Source organism: Actinospica acidithermotolerans, assembly GCF_018139625.1.
Lineage (GTDB): Bacteria > Actinomycetota > Actinomycetes > Streptomycetales > Catenulisporaceae > Actinospica > Actinospica acidithermotolerans.
In genome coordinates, this window is the sequence record NZ_JAGSOH010000071.1 from 22,192 (window position 1) to 40,260 (window position 18,069).

Sequence of the window (18,069 nt, forward strand, 5' to 3'; positions counted from 1 at the left end):
TGCGCGGGGACCGGTCCGGGTATGCTGTGCGGGACAGTTGGAGGCTTCGCCTAGTCCGGTCTATGGCGCCGCACTGCTAATGCGGTTTGGGTCTCAAGCCCATCGAGGGTTCAAATCCCTCAGCCTCCGCTCGTGGAGACGCCCGCCTCGCGCGGGCGTTTTCCTTTCCCCGCCGGAGAATCCGAACCATTCATCAGTGTCCACATATACACAGGTGAACTCTCGGCGACACGCCGGGGCCGCTCGAAGATCGTGAGCGGGGGTTCACATGCGGCCGGAACCCCGATAGCCTGCCGCGCAAACGCTACTCCGGGGCCGTGGCGACTCGTCGCGCTGTGGAGAGATTCTCCCGCCGACGGCCGACATATGGGATAGTCGGACCCACGGCGGAACGCACAAGCGCGACTGGAGGGACGTCCCGGTGGGCCCCACAAACCGAACCCCGGTCCGGGGCGCCGCTCGGCTCGCCGCGATACTCGACGCGCTCCCCGACGCCCTGCTCCTGGTCGACGCCGCCGGATCCGTCGTCAACGCGAACGCCGCGGCGCTCGGCCTGTTCGAGGGCGAGAGCGCGCAGCGCCTGCTGGGCAAGCCGATCGCCGAACTGCTGCCCGGAATCGGCCGCACGGTGGCCACCCCCGGATCCGCCCCGGCCGCGCTGCCCGCCGGATCCGGCAGCATCGACCCGCGCGACCTGGTCGGCGCCCCGGTGCGCCGCCCGCCGGAGCGGATGGCCGCCCGGCGCACCGACGGCGGCGTCTTCCCGGCCGAGGTCACCACGGCCGAGCTGACCGAGGAGGACGAGTCCGAGCTCACGCTCCTCGTCGTGCGCGATCTGACCGGCGTGCTGGACGTCGAGGCGGAGCTGCGCCGCCAGCAGCGGCAGATCGAGCTGATCCTGCGCGCCGCCTCCGAGGGCATCATCGGGGTCGATCACGAGGGCCGGATCGTCCTGGTGAACCCGGCCGGCGCGAAGATACTGCGCTACCGGGCCGCCGACCTCGGCGGACAGAACGTGCACGAACTGCTCACCCACTCCCGCGCGGACGGCACGCCGCTGCCGGAGTCCGAGTGCCCGCTGCTCGACAGCGTGCGCACCGGAGCCAAGCACCGCGCCGTCGACAGCGTGCTCTGGCGCAGCGACGGCGGCCCCGTTTACGTGGATTTGACCACCGCTCCCGTCTACGAGGGCGACAACATCATCGGCGCCGTGATGACGTTCGTGGACAACAGCGCCGCGCGCACCGCAGCCCGGCAGGCCGCCGAACTCACCCACGTGCTCGACAAGGATCTGCGCGGTTCGCTCGTCGACGTGGCGGCGCGGCTGCGCGAGACCGCCGACTACGCCGAGTCCGAATACGCGGCCAGCGGCTACGGCTCGGCCACGCTGCCGATGCTCGACGAGATCGGCGCCGACCTGGACCAGCTGACGACGCTGGCGGCGGACGTCGTGGACTTCCAGCAGTCGGTGCTCGGCAGCCTGGAGTACGCGCCGGAGACCGTCCAGCTCGGCGACGTCGTGGACGCGGCCGTGGACGCCGCCGCGCCGGCCGCGGCGGCCACCGGGGTGGAGATCGCCGCGCACTGCGCCGAGGTCGAGGTCGACCTCGACGCCGAGCTCTTCGTCAAGCTGCTGACCCATCTGCTGGCCGACATGGTCTCGGTCTCCCCGGTGGGCGGCAAGATCGTGGTGACGGCGGCCCGGCGCGGCGCGCTCGCCAGGATCGAGATCCGCGGCCCGCACACCGGCGGCGGCCCGCTGCACCTGCCGATCGCGCAGGCCATAGCGGCCCGGCACGGCGGCACCGTGACCACCCACCGGATCGCCGGCAAGGGCAACACGCACGTGATCGAGGTGCCGGTCGACCAGCCGAACCGGCCGGAGCGCCGGGACCAGCCCAAGCCGGTCGAGGGCCCGGTCCGCTCGGCGCTGCCGACCCGGATCCGCGGCGCGTCCCGCAATCCGATCGCCGCGGCCCGGATCCGCCCGCCCGCGCCGGCCGCGGCCGCGAAGCCGGCCGCCACCGCGGTCGCCGAGCCGGCCGAGGCCTCGCCGGCCGCGGTCGCGGAGGCCGAGCGGGAGCAGGCCGAGCCGCAGGCCACCGTGCCGGAGGCGAACGGCCGCCAGGCCGCGGGCGCCTCCCGCCGGCGCCGCGGCGCGCCCGCCGCTGAGGGCGCCGACCTGCAGGCCCGCATCCCGGCGCAGTCCCGTTCCACGCTGGCCCGCTCGGTCGGCTCGATGGACCTGCGCCCGAGCAGGCCGATGCCGACCGGCGACGTCTGGTCGAAGCCGGACCGCAGCCTCACCGGGGATCCCGCGCCGGCCCAGCCGACCGACACCCAGTGGATCGTCCCGGTGCGCGAGCAGGAGCCCGAGCCCGCCGAGGCGCCCGCGCCGCCGGAGCCGGTCGCGCCGCCGCAGCCCGCCGATCCCGATCCGCAGCCGTGGCAGCCGGCCGAGGAGCCGCAGCAGGCTGAGATGCCGGAGGCGGATGCCACGCAGCGGATGCCCGATCTGATGCAGCCGCCCTCCTACGTGGCCCCGTCGCAGGGCGTGCAGCCGCGCGGGCGCCGCCGCGGCGCCCAGTCCGACGGGGACCTGTCCTCCTCCTCGCCGTCGCTGCCGCAGGTGCCCGAGCCGCCGGCGCAGCGGGTCACGCTGCCGGTCGCCACGCAGACCGTGCAGGCTCCGCCCGCCGCGGAACCCGAGCCGGCGCCCCCGGCGAGCCAGAAGACCGCCGCGGCGCCCGGCCGGCGCAGCTACGCGGCGGCCGCGCCCGCCGCGCCCGCACCCGTCGCCGAGCCGGAGCCCGCGGCCGAGCTGCCGCGGCTGCTGCTGTGGCCGGATCCGGATCCGGACACCGGCGAGATGCTGCGCACCCGCGGCTACGACCCGGTGCCGCTCGGCCAGCCGGACCGGCTGCCGACGCTCGCCGCGAACGGCAGCGGCGCGGCGCACCCCTTCGCCGTGTTCGTCGACCCGGTCTCCGCGCCGATCACCCGGCGCGGCCTGCGCGAGGTGCGCGCCGCGTCCACCAAGGCCGGCCTGCCGCTCCTGGTGACCGCGGGCATCGGCCGCTCGCCGGACGGGCACGAGCTCGGCCCGGACCCCTCGCTGCTGCTCACCGCGCTGTGCCCGGCCGAGGTCCGGCTGCCGCGGGTGCTGCTGGTCGAGGCCCGCAACGATCTGGCCGACGCGATCGCCGACATCCTGGAGCGCCAGGGCATGCAGGTGGCGCACGCGACCACGGACGCGGAGAGCCGGGAGTCCGCGGTGGCCTCGCCGCCCGATCTGGTGCTGCTTGACCTCATGCAGATCCGGCGCCGCCGGGTCGGGGTGGTGGACTGGCTGCGCGACCGCGGGCTGCTCGCCCGGACCCCGCTCGTCGTGTACACGGCGGAGGGCTCCGACACCGGCGGATTCGACGCGCTGTACCTGACCGAGCGGGCCACCGACGCCGAGCCGGCGAGCCGGATCGGCGACCTGCTCGCGAAGATCGCCCCGCAATAAGCGTCATCGATCCCGTAGATACGTCCGTATTGCCCGCAAAGGTCGGCACTCGAGCGGAGCGACGGAACAAGAGCCGTACTGGGGGGACTGTTGGAAACCGCACTTGTTGAGTACCTTCGGACCAGATACCTTGTGCACCTCCTACACGCCGGTATCCACCCCGACAAGCGGCTAGTCTGAGGCGGCGTCATGACGTACCCACCCATCTTCCGCGCGACGGCACGCGCATGAGTCTGCCGCCGTACGACCAGTCGATGCGCGAACTCGAGCGGCAGTACCAAGTGGTGCTCCCCGACTCCGTGGGCCAACCCGCCCTGGGCTTCCGTGACGGTGTCTGGTTCCGGGTCAGCGGCGGTGCCCCGCGCCCGGTGCTGATCCGTTCCGCCATCATCCTGTGCCCGCACGCCGCCGGCTCGATCGTGCAGATCGCCTGCTGGTGGATGCGCGAGAACGCGCACTCCTCGCGCGCCCTCGACCTGGCCACCGAGCTCGCGCTGTGCGTGGGCGAGCTGGCCCGCAAGGCGATCGAGGACGACCCGCTGGGGATGGCCGACGACCCGCTCTCCAGCAGCCAGCAGAACGCCGTGGCCGGCTTCGGCGCAAGCCAGAGCCCGCTCTCGTCCGGCGCCTACGGCGCGAGCCCGATGGCCGGCGCGGGCCTCGGCTCCAGCGGCGGCTACGACACCGGCGGGTACCAGTCCGGCGGCTATCAGACCTCCGCCGACCCCTACGCCTCGCCGTACGGCGCCGGCGCGCCGGCCGCCGGTGCGACCACGGTGCTGCCGCAGATCCCCGCCGACGGCTACGGGATGCCCCCGGCGCAGCGCGGACCGGCGATTCCGCCGCGCGGCCAGGGCATGCCGGCCGGCGGTCCGAACGGCAGCGGCGGCTACCCGCAGCAGCGCCCGGGCCCGCCGATGCGCCCGCAGCCGCGGCCGCAGCCGCAGCCGCAGCCGCAGGGCGGCTATCCGCAGCAGAGCCAGGGCGGCCGTCCGCCGCAGCGGCCCGCGCCGCGCCCCGAGTACGACGACGACCCCTACGGCCGTCCGCAGCCCCCGCAGCAGGGCCGCCCGGCCTGGTAGGACACCCGTGGACACGCACCCGGCTGACACCCCGTCAGCCGGGCGCGTGCGCGTTCACCCGGCTGCGTCCGGCCGCCGCCTCAGGTTCGCGCCACCGGCCCGTCCAGGAAGTCGCCGTCGATCTCGATCGCGACGCCGCCGTGCTTCTCCACGTGCCCGCCCTGGTACTGCTTGATCCGCCGGTGGTTGCTCCACATCGCATCCGGCACCGAGCCGTCGGCGGTGCGCACCTGCCTGTCCCAGCGTGCGATCCAGACCGCGTCCGGCGCCGCGAAAGAGGGCTGCGTCGCGACGGTCTCGGCCAGTGTCGCCATCCCAGAAGCCGCAGATCCGTAGACTCCGGAGTAAAAACCCCGCGAGTGCAGTTCTCGGGTCCAAGCGCTCAGATAGGCCATCGCCGTGTTCACGCACGCCTGGTTGTCCTGCCGGAAGCCCTCGAGGTCGAAGTAGACCGGGCTGCCGCCGAGGATGCCGTACGACGCCGCCTGGTTCGCCGCGTCGTCCGCCTCCGCGGTCCCCTGCTGCGCGGCCAGCGCGGGCGTCATCTTCTTCAGCGCCTTCCCGCCCGCGCACGGCGCCTGCAGCCCGACATAGATCGGGATCAGCGACCAGCCCTGCGCGGAGACGGAGCCCACCCAGTCCGAGCTGAGGTTCCCGGCCGGACAGGCCCGGTCGCCGCCGCCGATGTAGACGCCGACCGCGCGGTACTGCGTCGTCTGGTACCAGGCCCGCATGGCGCTGACCGAGGGCGCGGCGCAGGTGTCGAAGCCCGGCGCGCTCACCACCCGCGGCGACGGGGTCGCCGCCTCGGCGGGCGCGGCCGGGGCCGCCGCGCTCAGCAGCAGGGCGGCGAGCACGAGGCAGCGGGCTGGGGTCCGGCGGAGCAGGGTCGCTGTATCCACCCTCGGAACATAGGTGAATCATGTGACGTATCCGGACGACTTGCGCGCGTGTCGTGCGGTGATCCACTCAAATGACCATCAGTTCGAGCGGGGAGTGAGGCGGCGTCGTACGATGCCCCGTCAGATCCCCTCGATGGGCTCGGAGTGCTCCAGCACGGTGTGCAGCCCCTCGCGCAGCCCGTGCAGGGCGGCGGTGATCCCCTGGATCCGGAACAGCGGCTCGGAGACGACCTTGCTCTCCCCGACCGCGGGCGGCTCGGCGGCGACGGCCAGCTGGAGCGTGCGGTGGCTCAGCGCCAGCCGCTCGCCGTCGGCCTCCTCGACCTGCACGATCGGGTCGTCCACATGCGGGTGGAACTGCGCGGCCTCGTACATGCCCTCGCCGGTCTCGTGCAGCTCGAGCCAGAGTTCGTAGTCGTCGGTGGCGTACGGGTTGCCGCTCGGCCGGCCGATCATCACGACGGAGTCGAGCTCGTCGAGCTGCGGGCGGATGCGCTCGAACATCTCACTCAGCTCGGCGGCGACGAAAAGCACCTTGACCTGCCGCTCGCGCAGGATCTCGGTGATCTCCTCCTCCGGCAGCCACCAGTTGACCAGCACCGCAGTCGTCCCGGTGAGCGCCGCCGCGAACAGCGCCTCGATGCACGCCGGGTGGTTGGGCGAGAGGACCCCGATGTGGTCGCCGGGCCGGACCATCGCGGCGCGCAGGCCGGTGGCGGCGCGGCGGATCCGCGAGTCGAGCTTGCGCCAGCTGAGCTTGTGCTGTCCGTACTGCAGCGCGGTACCCAGCGGGGCGCGGCCGAGCTGGTGCTTCAGCAGTTCGCCGAGCAGGCCTGAACCGGGTGCGGCGGAGCTCATCGACATCACGACTCCGATATAAGGCGTTGACGCGGTGTCAGTAAGGTAGCCCGCGCGCGGCCGCTTTGGCTACACTCCGCGACCCCCGGCCGCGGCTGTTCAGCCGCCGTACATCCGCTTCATGGTGTAGTCGATCATCTGCTCGACCGCCTGCGCGTCGAAGACCACGCGGTGCTCGCCCTCGATGTCGAGGATCATGCCGTAGCCGCCGGGCAGCAGATCCAGCACCTCGGCGCCGGTCACCACGAAGTGCCGGGACTTCTCGCCGGAGTAGCGGCGCAGCTCGACCAGCGAGGAGAACATCGGGATCACCGGCTGCGGGGTGTCGTGCAGCGCCAGGAAGCCGGGCCGCTCGCCGCGCGGGCAGAAGATCTTCGAGACCGTGAACACCGCGTGGAAGTCCTCGGGGCCGATCGATCCGGTCGCGAAGGCGCGGATGGCGTCGGCCAGCGAGGGCTGCAGGATCTGCGTCCCGCCGTTGTCGTCTTCCGGATAGCCGTACACGGTCGTAGAGCGTACGTGAGCAGGCGCACCTTGCGCGAAGTTACCGATGAGTAGCATTATTGGTTACTACCGGGTACAAGTTCTGGGCAGACACGGCCTCCATCGCAAAGGACCAGTTCATGGGGCACTACAAGGCGAACCTGCGGGATATCGAGTTCAACCTCTTCGACGTGTTCGGCGGCGCGGAGACCTTCGGTTCCGCGGACTACCCCGAGGTAGACGTGGAGACCGCGCGCGACGTGCTCTCCCAGATGGAGAAGATCGCGGAGAACGAGCTGGCCGACTCCTTCGTCGAGGCCGACCGCAACCCGCCGGTCTTCGACCCGGCGACCAGCACCGCGCCGCTGCCCGAGGCCTTCAAGCGCTCGTACAAGGCCTTCACCGACACCGAGTTCTGGCGGCTCGGCCTGCCCGAGGAGATGGGCGGCACCCCGGCGCCGCCGGCGCTGATCTGGGCCCTGGGCGAACTCGTGCTCGGCGCGAACCCGGCGGTCTGGATGTACGCCTGCACCGCGCCGTTCGCCCGGATCGTCTTCCAGAACGGCACCGAGGAGCAGCGCAAGATCGCCCAGCGGATGGTGGAGAACGGCTGGGGTGCCACCATGGTGCTCACCGAGCCGGACGCCGGCTCCGACGTGGGCGCCGGCCGCACCAAGGCGGTCCGGCAGGAGGACGGCAGCTGGCACATCACCGGCGTCAAGCGCTTCATCACCTCGGCCGAGCACGACCTGTCCGACAACATCATCCACCTGGTGCTGGCCCGCCCCGAGGGCGCCGGACCCGGCACCAAGGGCCTGTCGCTGTTCATCGTGCCGAAGTACGACTTCGACTGGGAGACCGGCGAGCTCGGCGAGCGCAACGGCGCGTACGTGACGAACGTCGAGCACAAGATGGGCCTGAAGGTCTCCAACACCTGCGAGCTGACCTTCGGCGAGAAGCACCCGGCCAAGGGCTGGCTGGTCGGCGAGGTGCACAACGGCATCGCGCAGATGTTCCAGGTCATCGAGATGGCCCGGATGATGGTCGGCACCAAGGCCATCGCGACCCTCTCGACCGGCTACCTGAACGCGCTCGAGTACGCCAAGAACCGGGTCCAGGGCGCCGACCTGGCCGAGTCCGCGAACAAGGCGGCCCCGCGGGTGACCATCACCCACCACGCCGACGTGCGCCGCGAGCTGATGCAGCAGAAGGCCTACGTCGAGGGCATGCGCGCGCTGGTGTTCTACGCCGCCTCGTACCAGAACAAGATCTGGGCCGCGAACGCCCGCGGCGAGCGGGACGAGCTGTCCGAGCGGATCAACGACTTCCTGCTGCCGGTCGTGAAGGGCTACGGCTCGGAGAAGTCCTACGAGCAGCTGGCCCACTCGCTGCAGACCCTCGGCGGCTCCGGCTTCCTGCAGGACTACCCGATCGAGCAGTACATCAGGGACGCCAAGATCGACACCCTCTACGAGGGCACCACGGCGATCCAGGGCCTCGACTTCTTCTTCCGGAAGATCGTCAAGGACCAGGGCCAGGCGCTCACCGCCATCAAGGGCGAGATCGACAAGTTCCTGGCCGACGCCCCCGGCGGCTCGGCGCTGGCCCCGGCGCGCGAGCGGCTCGCGGCCGGCCTCGCCGACCTCGAGGCGATGCTGAACACGCTGTTCACCCAGGCGGCGAAGGCGATGGAGGAGCCGCGGCAGATCCACGTGGCCGCGCAGTCCACCTCGGCGTTCCTGCTCGCGGCCGGCGACCTGATCGTCTCCTGGCTGCTGCTGCGCCAGGCCGTGATCGCGCAGGACCGGCTCTCGGCCGGGGCCTCCGACAAGGACGTGCCCTTCTACAGCGGCAAGATCGCCGCGGCGAAGTGGTTCGCCGGCAACGTGCTGCCGCACCTGGCCGCGACCCGCGCCGTGGTCGAGGCCACCGACCTGTCGCTCATGGACCTCGACGAGGCGGCCTTCTAGGGAGAGAGAGCGGCCGAAGCCGATCCGGGTCGCCGCTGTGCGGAGCGGCCGCCCGGATGACGGTCGGCGACGGTCGGCGCCCGGCGGCGCGCATGGCGCCGGGCGCCGACTTTCGCTGTATGGGAGCTGATTCGCGGGGTATCGTTCCCCCGTGACTGAAGCAGAGTTCAGTGCGGTGGTGCCGATCGCGCCGCGGGGAACCACGATCGAGCGGACCCTGATAGCCGGTCCGGCCGCCGAGGGGGGCTTCCGGCCGATCGTCGCCGGCCCCGGCGAGGCGCACGTGGTGCGCACGGAGCTGGCCGCGCGCCCCTCCGCCCCGGCGACGCCGCGGCCGCTGCTCGCGTTCGCCCAGCTGACCGACGTGCACCTGGTCGACCACCAATCCCCGGCGCGCGTCGAATTCCTCGACCGCTACAACGATCCGGGATCGCGCTTCGCCGGCCTGGCCAACGTCACCGGCTCCTACCGCGCGAACGAGATGCTCTCCGTGCACGTCGCGGACTCGATGGTGCGGCGGATCAACGAGATCGGGGTCGGCCCGGTCTGCGGACTGCCGATCGCCTTCGCGGTGAGCACCGGCGACAACGCGGACAACAGCCAGTACAACGAGTACCGCTGGTTCATCGACGTGCTCGACGGCGGCCCGCTGCGCCCCGACTCCGGCGAGATCGGCACGTACGAGGGCGTGATGGACTGGACGCACTACGACGTGCACTACTGGCATCCCGAGGGCACGCCGCAGGGCCAGATCGAGGATCGCCCGCGTGCGCTGCACGGCTTCCCGATCATCAGCGGCCTGCTGGAGAAGGCGCTCGCGCAGTTCACCGCCGAGGGCCTGCGGATGCCGTGGTACTCGGCGTACGGCAACCACGACGCGCTGCTGCAGGGCAACCTGCCGCACGTATTCGGCAGCGACGAGTACGCCACCGGCGACCACAAGGCCGTCGAGCTGCCGACCGGCACGAGCCTGGTCCGGATGGCGATCGACCTGTTCCGGATCTCTCCGCACGCGATCAAGACGCTCTTCGCCGGCGACTTCCGCCGGGTGACACCGGATCCGGATCGCCGGCCGCTGACGCGCGCCCAGGTCGTCGAAGAGCACTTCCACACCCTCGGCGCCCCGGTCGGCCACGGCTTCACCGAGACCAACCGGGCCGAGGGCACCGCGTACTACGCCTTCGACGCACAGGCTGCGGACGGACCGCCGATCCGCTGCGTGGTGCTGGACACCGTCAACCCGGTGGGCGGAGCGAACGGCTCGCTGGACGAGAAGCAGTACCGCTGGCTGGAGGCCGAGCTGCTCGGCCACTCCTCCCGCTACCTGGACGAGGACGGCCGCCTGGTGGACGGCCCCGGAGCGAACCGGCTGATCGTGCTGTTCAGCCACCACACCAGCGCGACCATGGACAACTGGCTGACCGAGCCGGAGCCGGACAAGCACCGCGTGCTCGGCGAGCGGGTCAGGGACCTGCTGCTGCGCTACCCGAACGTCGTGCTCTGGGTGAACGGGCACACGCACGTCAACGGCGTCGCCGCGCACGCCCGGCACCCCGAGTCCGCCGTGCCCGGCGGCTTCTGGGAGCTGAACACCGCCTCGCACATCGACTGGCCGCAGCAGGCGCGGCTGGTCGAACTCGTGGACAACGGCAACGGCACGCTCTCGGTCTTCGGCACGATCATCGACCACGCGGGACCCGAACAGCCGAGCTGGGACCTCTCCTCCCCGGTCGAGCTGGCCGGCCTGTCCCGGCTGCTCGGCATCAACGACTGGCAGCAGCGCGCCCGCCCGGAGCCCGGCTCGGACGGCAGGCGCGGCGCGGTCGGCGACCGCAACGTGGAACTGCTCGTCCCCAAACCGTTCTGAGCCGCCCACGTCCCCGAACCCGTTCTGGGCGGTCCAGGTCCGGACCGTTCTGGGCGGTCCGCCATCAGGATGCCCGCGCCGAGCTCCGCACGCCGGTTGACTAGGCTGTCGGCATGGCAACCGGATTCGACCGCAAGCACACCGACGACCTGCTCGACTTCCTGCGCGCCGCGCCCACCCCGTTCCACGCGGTGGCCGAGGCGGCGGCCCGGCTGGAGCGGGCCGGCTTCACGCGGCTGGCCGAGACCGACTCCTGGGCGGACGGGGCGGCGACCGGGGCCAGGTACGTGATCCGCGGCGGCGCGCTGGTCGCCTGGTACCTGCCGGAGGGCGCCGAGGCCGCGCGCCCGTTCCGCATCCTCGGCTCGCACACCGACTCGCCGAACCTGCGGGTCAAGCCGGTGCCGGATACCGGCGTGCTGGGCTGGCGGCAGATCGCGGTCGAGGTGTACGGCGGCCCGCTGCACAACTCCTGGCTGGACCGCGACCTCGGCCTGGCCGGCCGCCTGGTGCTGCGCGACGGCAGCGAGCCGCTGGTGAACGTGGACCGCCCGCTGCTGCGGGTACCGCAGCTCGCCATCCACATGGATCGCGGCGTGAACGCGGAGGGCGTCAAGCTCAACCCGCAGCAGCACCTCGCGCCGATCTGGGGCCTCGGCGACGTGCACGAGGGCGACCTGCTCGCCTTCATCGCCGCCGAGCACAACCTGCGCGCCGAGGAGGTGCTCGGCTGGGACCTGATGACCTACGACGTGAACCCGCCGGCCTACCTGGGCCGCGACGCCGAGTTCGTGGTCGGCGGCAGGCTCGACAACCTCGTGTCCGTGCACGCCTCGGTCGCCGCCCTGGCCGCCGCGGTCGCCGACTTCCCGGCCGACGCCCCGATCCCCGTCATCACCGCGATGGACCACGAGGAGACCGGCTCCAACTCCACCTCAGGCGCCAGCGGCCCCTTCCTCGAGGCCGTCCTCGAGCGGCTGATCGAGGTCCGCGGCGGCGGCATCGACGCCCGCGCCCGCGCGTACGCAGGCTCCTTCGTCGCCTCGGCCGACATGGCGCACGCCGTGCACCCCAACTACCCCGAGAAGCACGACGCCGGCCACCGCCCCCGCCCGAACGGCGGCCCCGTGCTGAAGGTCAACGTCAACCAGCGCTACGCCACCAACGGCGCCAGCCGCTCCGTCTGGGCCCGCGCCTGCGAGAAGGCCGGCACCCCCTGGCAGACCTTCGTCTCCCGCAACGACCAGCCCTGCGGCACCACCATCGGCCCCCTCACCGCCACCCGCCTGGGCATCGAGACCTTCGACATCGGCGTCCCCGGCCTGTCCATGCACTCCGCCCGGGAACTCGTCGGCGCCGACGACCCGTGGATCCTCGCGGCCTCCCTGAACGCCTTCCTCGAGGTCTGATCCGCAGGCGGCTGTACCAGTGCGGTAACCGTCGCCCGCGGATCCCGCCGCACCGGTTACATACACGGTCGACTGGGGGGACGGTCAGAGGACCGAGGACTCGACCGACCCGACCACGCACTTCTACCAGTTCCCCGGCACGTACACGATCACGGAGACCGTGGCCGACTCGTCCGGCGACACGGGGTCCGCCAGCACGTCCTTCACGACAGCAGGCACCCTGTACTACCCGACCGACGTGGCCCGGATCCTCGACACCCGTAAGGGAATCGGCGCATCGGTCGCGAAGGTCCCGGCGGGCGGAACGCTGCGGTTGAAGGTGGTCGGAGCGGCCGATGGCCCGAACACGCTTCCCAGCGGCATCAGCGCGGTCGCCCTGAACCTGACCGCGGTGAACGGCACGGCCGGCGGGTACATCACCGCGTACGCAGACGACTCGGCCGTGCCGGGTGTCTCGAACCTGAACTACGGCACCGCGCCAGTGGCCAACACGGTCATCGCGCAGGTCGGCTCGGACGGCTACGTCGATCTGCGGAACACCTCGGGCCACGCCGGCTCCAGTGTGGATCTGGTCGCCGACATCGAGGGCTTCTACACCACGTCTCTGACGGAAGGCGAGCCCTACGGCTACACGCCCGTCGCGCCGACCCGGCTGCTGGACACGAGAAACGGCACCGGGGCGGCCAAGGCGAAGGTCGGTGCGTACAAGTCGGTAACGCTCAACGTCACCGGCCAGATCGGCGACGTGCTCTTCACGCAGACGAACAGCGCTGCCGTCGTTGCCCACGTGACCGTGACGAACACCGCCTCCGCGGGCTTCATCACGTCGTACCCCGGCGGCGCCAAGCTGCCCACCGCGTCGACGCTCAACTTCACGGCCGGGCAGACGATCTCGAACACGGTGATCGTGCCGATCGAGAACGGCGCGATCCAGCTCTACAACGGGTCCCCCGGCACCGCGGACCTGATCGTCGACGTCACGGGCTACTACACGGCCACCGGCTATACCTACGTGCCGATCACCCCGACCCGCCTGATCGACACCCGGACCACCCAGCCGGTCTCGTGGGGATCAGAGCTGGCAGTGCCCACGGCCAGCGCGGACGCCGACCTCGCAGGCGCCGAGGCACTGGCCGCGAACCTTACCGCGACCGAGCCGACCTCGGGCGGCAACCTGGGCGCCGGATCGACCGGCTGGGAGACGTCGAGCGTGAACTTCGGCGTCGGCCAGACCGTCGCCAACTTCACCCAGATCTCCACGTCGCCGACGGAGTTCCCCGTGTACGACGGCCAGACCAGCGGGCACGTCGAGGTGATCGCCGACGTGTACGGCTACTTCGCCGACACCTTCGAGGACTAGCCCCGGCTAGCCCCGCAGGATCAGCGAGAGGCTGCTCGGGGCGCCCTCGACGAGGCGGATCGGGATTCCCCAGTCCTGCTGGTGCAGGTGGCAGGCGGGGAACTCGCCGTCGTCGCAGGAGGCGGCCTTCGCGGCGACGTGCAGGACGCCCTCGGCGACCTGGGGGTTGAGCAGGAGGGTGCGGCCGAGCTCGACGGTGCCGCCCTTGCCGTCGAGCAGGAGCTCGGCGGGGGAGGCGGAGACCTTGACGAAGGTGGAGGGGCCGTAGCGGTCGTCCATCTTCTCGCCGGGCGGGGGCTCGAAGACGACCTCGAGGGCGAACTCGCCCGGGGCGACCTCGGTCGCCGGCCGCTGGGTGCGGTAGGCGCTCGCCTCGACCTGCAGGGCCTCCTCGGGGAGCTTGACCCGGGTCAGCCGGTGGGCGGCGGACTCGACGACGAGCAGGTCGCCGTCGGGGGTGACGAGCGCGTCAGAGGGCTCCTTCAGGCCGGTGATCAAGGTCTCGACCGTGTCGCGGGCCGGCGTGTAGCGGCGGATCGCACCGTTGTACGTGTCGCTGATCGCGATCGAGCCGTCGGGCAGGGCGGTGACGCCGAGGGGGTGCTGGAGGAGCGCCTGGGCGGCGTCGCCGTCGCGCAGGCCGAAGTCGAACAGGCCCTGTCCGACGACGGTGTTGACGGTGCCGGCTTCGGCGTCCACGGAGCGCAGGGCGGAGGACTCGGAGTCTGCGATCCAGATGCGGCCGTCGGCGCCGGTCGTCAGGCCGGAGGGCTGGGAGAACCAGGCCTCGGCGAGCGGGCCGTCGACCAGGCCCTCGTTCGTGGTGCCGGCCCACTGGTCGAGCTTGCCGGACCCGGGGTCGTAGCTCCACAGCTGGTGGATGCCGGCCGCGGCGACGATGACCTGGCTGCGCGCGGCGTTCCAGGTGAGGTCCCATGGGCTCGCCTGGGCCGACTCGCGCGTGTCGGCGACGGTGCGTACGCGGCCGGAGGCGAGGTCGATCTCGCGCAGGGCGTGGTTGACCGTGTCGGCGACCAGCGCGGTGTGGTCGTCAAGCAGCAGCAGGCCCTGCGGCTCGTTGAAGCGCGCGTCGGCGGCCGGGCCGTCGGCGAAGCCTCGCTCGCCGGAGCCGATACGGCGCAGAACTGCCGCCGCGTCGTCGGCGAGTTCGACGATCGAGTGGTGGCTGGTGTCGGACACCAGGTACGTGCCGCCGGGCAGCGCGATCACCTTGCCGGGAAAGCGGAGCGCGGTCGGCTCGGGCTCCGGCGCGACATACGGCGAGTCGCCGCGGCGCAGCGAGCCCTTGGCGTCGAACTCGGCGACCAGCTCCGTGATCAGCGAGCGCAGTCCGTGCACGTGGCCCTCGCCGGACATCTGCGCGGCGATGTACCCCGCCGGGTCCACGACCGTGAGCGTCGGCCAAGCGCGGACGGCGTACGCCTTCCACGTGGTCAGCTCAGGATCGTCGAGCACGGGGTGGTGCACGCCGTACCGCTCGCACGCCGCGATCAGCGCGTCGTGGTCGGCCTCGTGCGCGAACTTCGGCGAGTGCACCCCGACCGTGACGAGCACGTCCGCGAACTCGGACTCGAGCTCGCGCAGTTCGTCGAGCACGTGCAGGCAGTTGGCGCAGCAGAACGTCCAGAAGTCAATCACGACGCACCGACCTCGTAAAGCCTCCAAGGTCAGCGGCTCGGAGTTGATCCAGCCACCACGGCCAACGAGTTCCGGCGCACGTACACGGGCTTTGCTCATGTACCAAGTCTAGGAGATGGACAGATGGACCAGGACGAATACCAGCAGCACATCAGCGCGTGGGGCGAGCGCGAGTTTGATGCGCTGTACTACCGGTTGACCGGCGGATACGAGCTCATCGTGTTCAATGGCAGGCCGATTGGCGAGCAGCACGAGGGCATGTGGACCGTGCACGCGTTCCACTACGGTCAGCCCCTCCACACGATTAACCACCTGATCAGGCTCTCGCCGAGTACGCACTTGGACGCCGCGCGCTCCGCTGTTGTGACGCTCAAGTGCGCTGGTCTGATCGGCGCGGACGCCGTGGAGGCGTAGCCGCTGAAAACAGCCGAACGGCCCGTCCCCGCCTAACTCAACTAGGCAGGGACGGGCCGGTTTTCATTGTGCCGTCCCATCCAGTTGAGTACACAGCGTCAGCGTGAACCCTTCAGCGGACCACCCCCACGTGCGCCCCGAAAGCGCCGCACTGTGGAGCGTTGCGAGGACGACCAACAGCCGGTTTCCGTCAACGCTGCCAAGCAACGAGGCGGCGGCGAGAACGAGGGAGTCCGGAGTTTCGCAGTCCGCGCGCACCGGCTCGCCGTTCACGTACCCGTCAAGCCTGAGCACGGCTAGACGCCCCAGAACGCCCGTCAGAGCCGTGCACGGGCAGCGTGCGCCACACGGTAACCGAGACGTGCTCACGGACGCTCAGCGTGGCGTACTGGCCGTCAACGCCGCCCACGAATCGGATACAGAACCCGTCGGCGCACGGCGCATCCGTCGCCCTGACCGATTCGACCTGTCGGAGTTTGCCAAGGTCGCGCATCCAATCCCCGGACCGGATCTCGGACGGCCTGACGATGACCGGCCGTCGCTCATCAAAGGTCTGAATCGCGTGCTCGCTACGTGTCCTCACAGTCACATGGTGTTTGGCCAGGTGGGACGCTTGAACTGCATTCTCGGGACGTTTAGGAACGTCTGATGTACCGTTAGAAGTGTCCTAAACGTCCCTAATGGAGGGGGTAGCGCATGACCAATGATGCGCTGAGAGACGCTATGAAGGCCGCTGAGCTCACGAGAGCCACGCTCGCCGAGGTCAGCGGGGTTGACGTGAAGACAGTTGATCGATGGCTCAGCGACGATAGACGCGTACCGCACCCGCGCCAGCGGCTAGCAGCAGCCAAAGCACTCGGAACGGAACCGGAAATGATCTGGCCAAGCATCAAGAGCATTATACGGCGCTCGCCAGGGCTTAAAGAGATCTTGGCGGCGTACCCCACGCGTTCCGCGCTGCCCTCGCCCGTGTGGGGCGAGCTGGTCAACGGCGCTACGCGAGAGCTGACGTTCGCGGGGTATACAAGCTACTTTCTATGGCTCACCGTTCCGCACCTACGGGAGACGCTGCGAGACAAGGCAGCAGCGGGCGCGCGCGTGCGGTTCCTACTCGGCGACCCTGACAGCGAAGTGACCCACTCGCGGGAACTGGTCGAGGGTGTGCCGCTCACGATCCGTTCGCGCATCGCGATCAGCCTGAGCGAGCTAGAGCCGCTGCGCGATGTGCCCGGGGTCGAGGTCCGGTTCAGCGATCGGCATATCTCGCTGAGCGTGTGGGCGTTCGATGACCAACAGATCGTGTGCACGCACATCGCCGCCGCTGTAGGCCATGACTCGCCCACTTACCGTATCCAGCGCGCCGGGGACGGCGGACTGTATGCGGCGTACGCGGACCACGTGAACGCGCTATGGGAGACAGCGCGCCCCGCGTAGCTGAGTACCGGCCCGCTGGCATAAAACTGCTCAAACCCAGGCCATCCCGGGCACCGGTCGATGTCTCTCGTAGGCGAGGGACAGCACGGCCGACGCCGGGCGGACGTCGATAAGGGTGGAGTTGTCGGCGCCCAAGCCGCTGTCGATATGTATGAACCCATTGTCGAGTGCGACCTTGACGTCTTTCAGTTCCGCGTGCGACTTGCCATCGACGTCGCGGACCTCGTAGCCCTTCGCGAGCTTCACATGTATTGCGGGTGCCCATTTCAAATCAGCCATACGGCAAGTGTCCGCACGCTGGCCGCGTCACGCTCGTCTGCTGCGCCGTCCGGGTAGTCGTTGCGCGTGCTATTCGACTCCACGGACGAATCGTTGCTTGACACGACGCCTCGCGAAAACACGAAACCCCCTGGCTCACGCTGAGTAAGCATGAGACAGGGGGTTTGACCTGCTAGAACCCATGCCGGCCAGCGCGGAGAGTAACCGGCTACGCGGTGGCCATGGCCAGATATCGGCGGCCGGTTCGCTCGCTGACTCCGAAGTGATCGGCCATCGCCTTACCGGTCACTCGGCCATCGGCGGACAGCGCCCGGAAAGCGTCGCGGAGCGCGGACACGTCCGGCCGGACAGGCTCAGCGGGCGCCGGACGCTTGGCCGCATCATCGAACGCTGACCAAACCTCGTCCGGACAGCCGCTCTCAAGGCCGCTCGCGCTGTCCGGCGGGTCATCGGCCATGTCCGGCGCTGACAACCTCTCAGGCTCGCTGTGCGGCTGTCTGTGCATCCGCCACACGATCAGCGGAAAGCAGCCATGGAGCGCGACGGACACCCAAACGGACACGTCATGGAGATTGCCTGTCGTGAGGACACCGGCCACGTTGGCTAGAACGGCCACGGCCACAGCGAGGAACACATCACAGCCTGTCCGGACAGCCCAGATCATGTAGAGGTCAATGGCCACCGGGACAGCGAAGCTAACGGCTATAGGCACACTGAGCTTGACCCGGTTTCCCGGACTCCTTGAGTGAGGCGACACTGGTCGCCGGAGGGAGTTTGTGATGCCGAAGGCTCATCCGCCGGAGTTCCGGCGCCGTGCGATCGAGTTGGCCCGTGCCGGGGG

At 70.6% G+C, this 18,069-nt stretch carries 13 protein-coding genes, 1 tRNA gene and 1 pseudogene; 9 read left to right on the plus strand and 6 right to left on the minus strand.

Features of this window, described 5'->3' with window-relative positions; translation table 11 throughout:
• Positions 1-39: 39 nt before the first annotated feature.
• The 3 genes from KDK95_RS21925 (at position 40) to KDK95_RS21935 (ending at position 4,593) form a co-directional block, all read left to right on the plus strand.
• Positions 40-129 (plus strand) — tRNA-Ser (locus tag KDK95_RS21925).
• Positions 130-421: 292 nt separating this feature from the next.
• Complete coding sequence (locus tag KDK95_RS21930; protein ID WP_212520120.1) at positions 422-3,511, plus strand: PAS domain-containing protein; 3,090 nt, start codon at positions 422-424, stop codon at positions 3,509-3,511.
• 227 nt (positions 3,512-3,738) lie between these two features.
• The gene (locus tag KDK95_RS21935; RefSeq protein ID WP_212520121.1) at positions 3,739-4,593 is read left to right on the plus strand and encodes a hypothetical protein; all 855 of its coding nucleotides are present in this window, start codon (positions 3,739-3,741) and stop codon (positions 4,591-4,593) included.
• Between the two features lie 80 nt (positions 4,594-4,673).
• Here the strand turns inward: KDK95_RS21935 and KDK95_RS21940 are convergent, their stop codons facing one another.
• From KDK95_RS21940 to KDK95_RS21950, 3 genes are all read right to left on the minus strand, one after another.
• Complete coding sequence (locus tag KDK95_RS21940; protein ID WP_212520122.1) at positions 4,674-5,495, minus strand: DUF1906 domain-containing protein; 822 nt, start codon at positions 5,493-5,495, stop codon at positions 4,674-4,676.
• A 120-nt stretch (positions 5,496-5,615) separates the two neighbouring features.
• Positions 5,616-6,359: a class I adenylate-forming enzyme family protein gene (locus KDK95_RS21945; RefSeq protein WP_212520123.1), complete on the minus strand. Its 744-nt coding sequence runs from the start codon at positions 6,357-6,359 to the stop codon at positions 5,616-5,618.
• 93 nt (positions 6,360-6,452) lie between these two features.
• Positions 6,453-6,914 (minus strand): SseB family protein, encoded by a 462-nt coding sequence (locus KDK95_RS21950; RefSeq protein WP_212520124.1) that lies wholly within the window; start codon positions 6,912-6,914, stop codon positions 6,453-6,455.
• A 62-nt stretch (positions 6,915-6,976) separates the two neighbouring features.
• Between KDK95_RS21950 and KDK95_RS21955 the strand changes: the two genes are divergently transcribed.
• The 4 genes and pseudogenes from KDK95_RS21955 to KDK95_RS21970 all read left to right on the plus strand — a co-directional run.
• Positions 6,977-8,806 (plus strand): acyl-CoA dehydrogenase, encoded by a 1,830-nt coding sequence (locus KDK95_RS21955; RefSeq protein ID WP_212520125.1) that lies wholly within the window; start codon positions 6,977-6,979, stop codon positions 8,804-8,806.
• A 151-nt stretch (positions 8,807-8,957) separates the two neighbouring features.
• Positions 8,958-10,673, plus strand: coding sequence for a TIGR03767 family metallophosphoesterase (locus KDK95_RS21960; RefSeq protein WP_212520126.1), 1,716 nt, complete (start codon positions 8,958-8,960; stop codon positions 10,671-10,673).
• 113 nt (positions 10,674-10,786) lie between these two features.
• Positions 10,787-12,082 carry a M18 family aminopeptidase gene (locus KDK95_RS21965; protein WP_212520127.1) on the plus strand — a complete coding sequence of 432 codons (1,296 nt, stop codon included), beginning with the start codon at positions 10,787-10,789 and terminating at the stop codon, positions 12,080-12,082.
• A 58-nt stretch (positions 12,083-12,140) separates the two neighbouring features.
• A pseudogene (locus tag KDK95_RS21970) lies at positions 12,141-13,442 on the plus strand (hypothetical protein); the annotation flags it as partial.
• 6 nt (positions 13,443-13,448) lie between these two features.
• Here KDK95_RS21970 and KDK95_RS21975 read toward each other — a convergent pair.
• Complete coding sequence (locus KDK95_RS21975; protein ID WP_212520129.1) at positions 13,449-15,200, minus strand: NHL domain-containing thioredoxin family protein; 1,752 nt, start codon at positions 15,198-15,200, stop codon at positions 13,449-13,451.
• Positions 15,201-15,224: 24 nt separating this feature from the next.
• On the opposite strand from KDK95_RS21975, the gene KDK95_RS21980 reads away from it, so the two are divergent.
• Together KDK95_RS21980 and KDK95_RS21985 are read left to right on the plus strand one after the other, a co-directional pair.
• A complete protein-coding gene (locus tag KDK95_RS21980; RefSeq protein WP_212520130.1) occupies positions 15,225-15,515 on the plus strand; it encodes a hypothetical protein in 291 nt (96 codons plus the stop codon).
• 696 nt (positions 15,516-16,211) lie between these two features.
• Positions 16,212-16,949 (plus strand): helix-turn-helix domain-containing protein, encoded by a 738-nt coding sequence (locus KDK95_RS21985; protein ID WP_212520131.1) that lies wholly within the window; start codon positions 16,212-16,214, stop codon positions 16,947-16,949.
• Between the two features lie 30 nt (positions 16,950-16,979).
• Here KDK95_RS21985 and KDK95_RS21990 read toward each other — a convergent pair whose 3' ends face one another.
• Entirely contained in the window at positions 16,980-17,228 is a 249-nt protein-coding gene (locus tag KDK95_RS21990; RefSeq protein WP_212520132.1) for a hypothetical protein, read from the minus strand.
• A 208-nt stretch (positions 17,229-17,436) separates the two neighbouring features.
• On the minus strand, positions 17,437-17,910 hold the full coding sequence (locus KDK95_RS21995; RefSeq protein WP_212520133.1) for a helix-turn-helix domain-containing protein: 474 nt from the start codon (positions 17,908-17,910) through the stop codon (positions 17,437-17,439).
• Positions 17,911-18,069: the final 159 nt, after the last annotated feature.

Excerpts from the sequence above, each read along its gene's own strand:
- KDK95_RS21935 (WP_212520121.1), top strand. The coding sequence starts at position 3,739 with ATGAGTCTGCCGCCGTACGACCAGTCGATGCGCGAACTCGAGCGGCAG.
- KDK95_RS21945 (WP_212520123.1), bottom strand. The coding sequence starts at position 6,359 with ATGTCGATGAGCTCCGCCGCACCCGGTTCAGGCCTGCTCGGCGAACTG.
- KDK95_RS21950 (WP_212520124.1), bottom strand. The coding sequence starts at position 6,914 with ATGCTACTCATCGGTAACTTCGCGCAAGGTGCGCCTGCTCACGTACGC.
- KDK95_RS21955 (WP_212520125.1), top strand. The coding sequence starts at position 6,977 with ATGGGGCACTACAAGGCGAACCTGCGGGATATCGAGTTCAACCTCTTC.
- KDK95_RS21965 (WP_212520127.1), top strand. The coding sequence starts at position 10,787 with ATGGCAACCGGATTCGACCGCAAGCACACCGACGACCTGCTCGACTTC.
- KDK95_RS21975 (WP_212520129.1), bottom strand. The coding sequence starts at position 15,200 with ATGAGCAAAGCCCGTGTACGTGCGCCGGAACTCGTTGGCCGTGGTGGC.
- KDK95_RS21980 (WP_212520130.1), top strand. The coding sequence starts at position 15,225 with ATGGACCAGGACGAATACCAGCAGCACATCAGCGCGTGGGGCGAGCGC.
- KDK95_RS21985 (WP_212520131.1), top strand. The coding sequence starts at position 16,212 with ATGACCAATGATGCGCTGAGAGACGCTATGAAGGCCGCTGAGCTCACG.
- KDK95_RS21990 (WP_212520132.1), bottom strand. The coding sequence starts at position 17,228 with ATGGCTGATTTGAAATGGGCACCCGCAATACATGTGAAGCTCGCGAAG.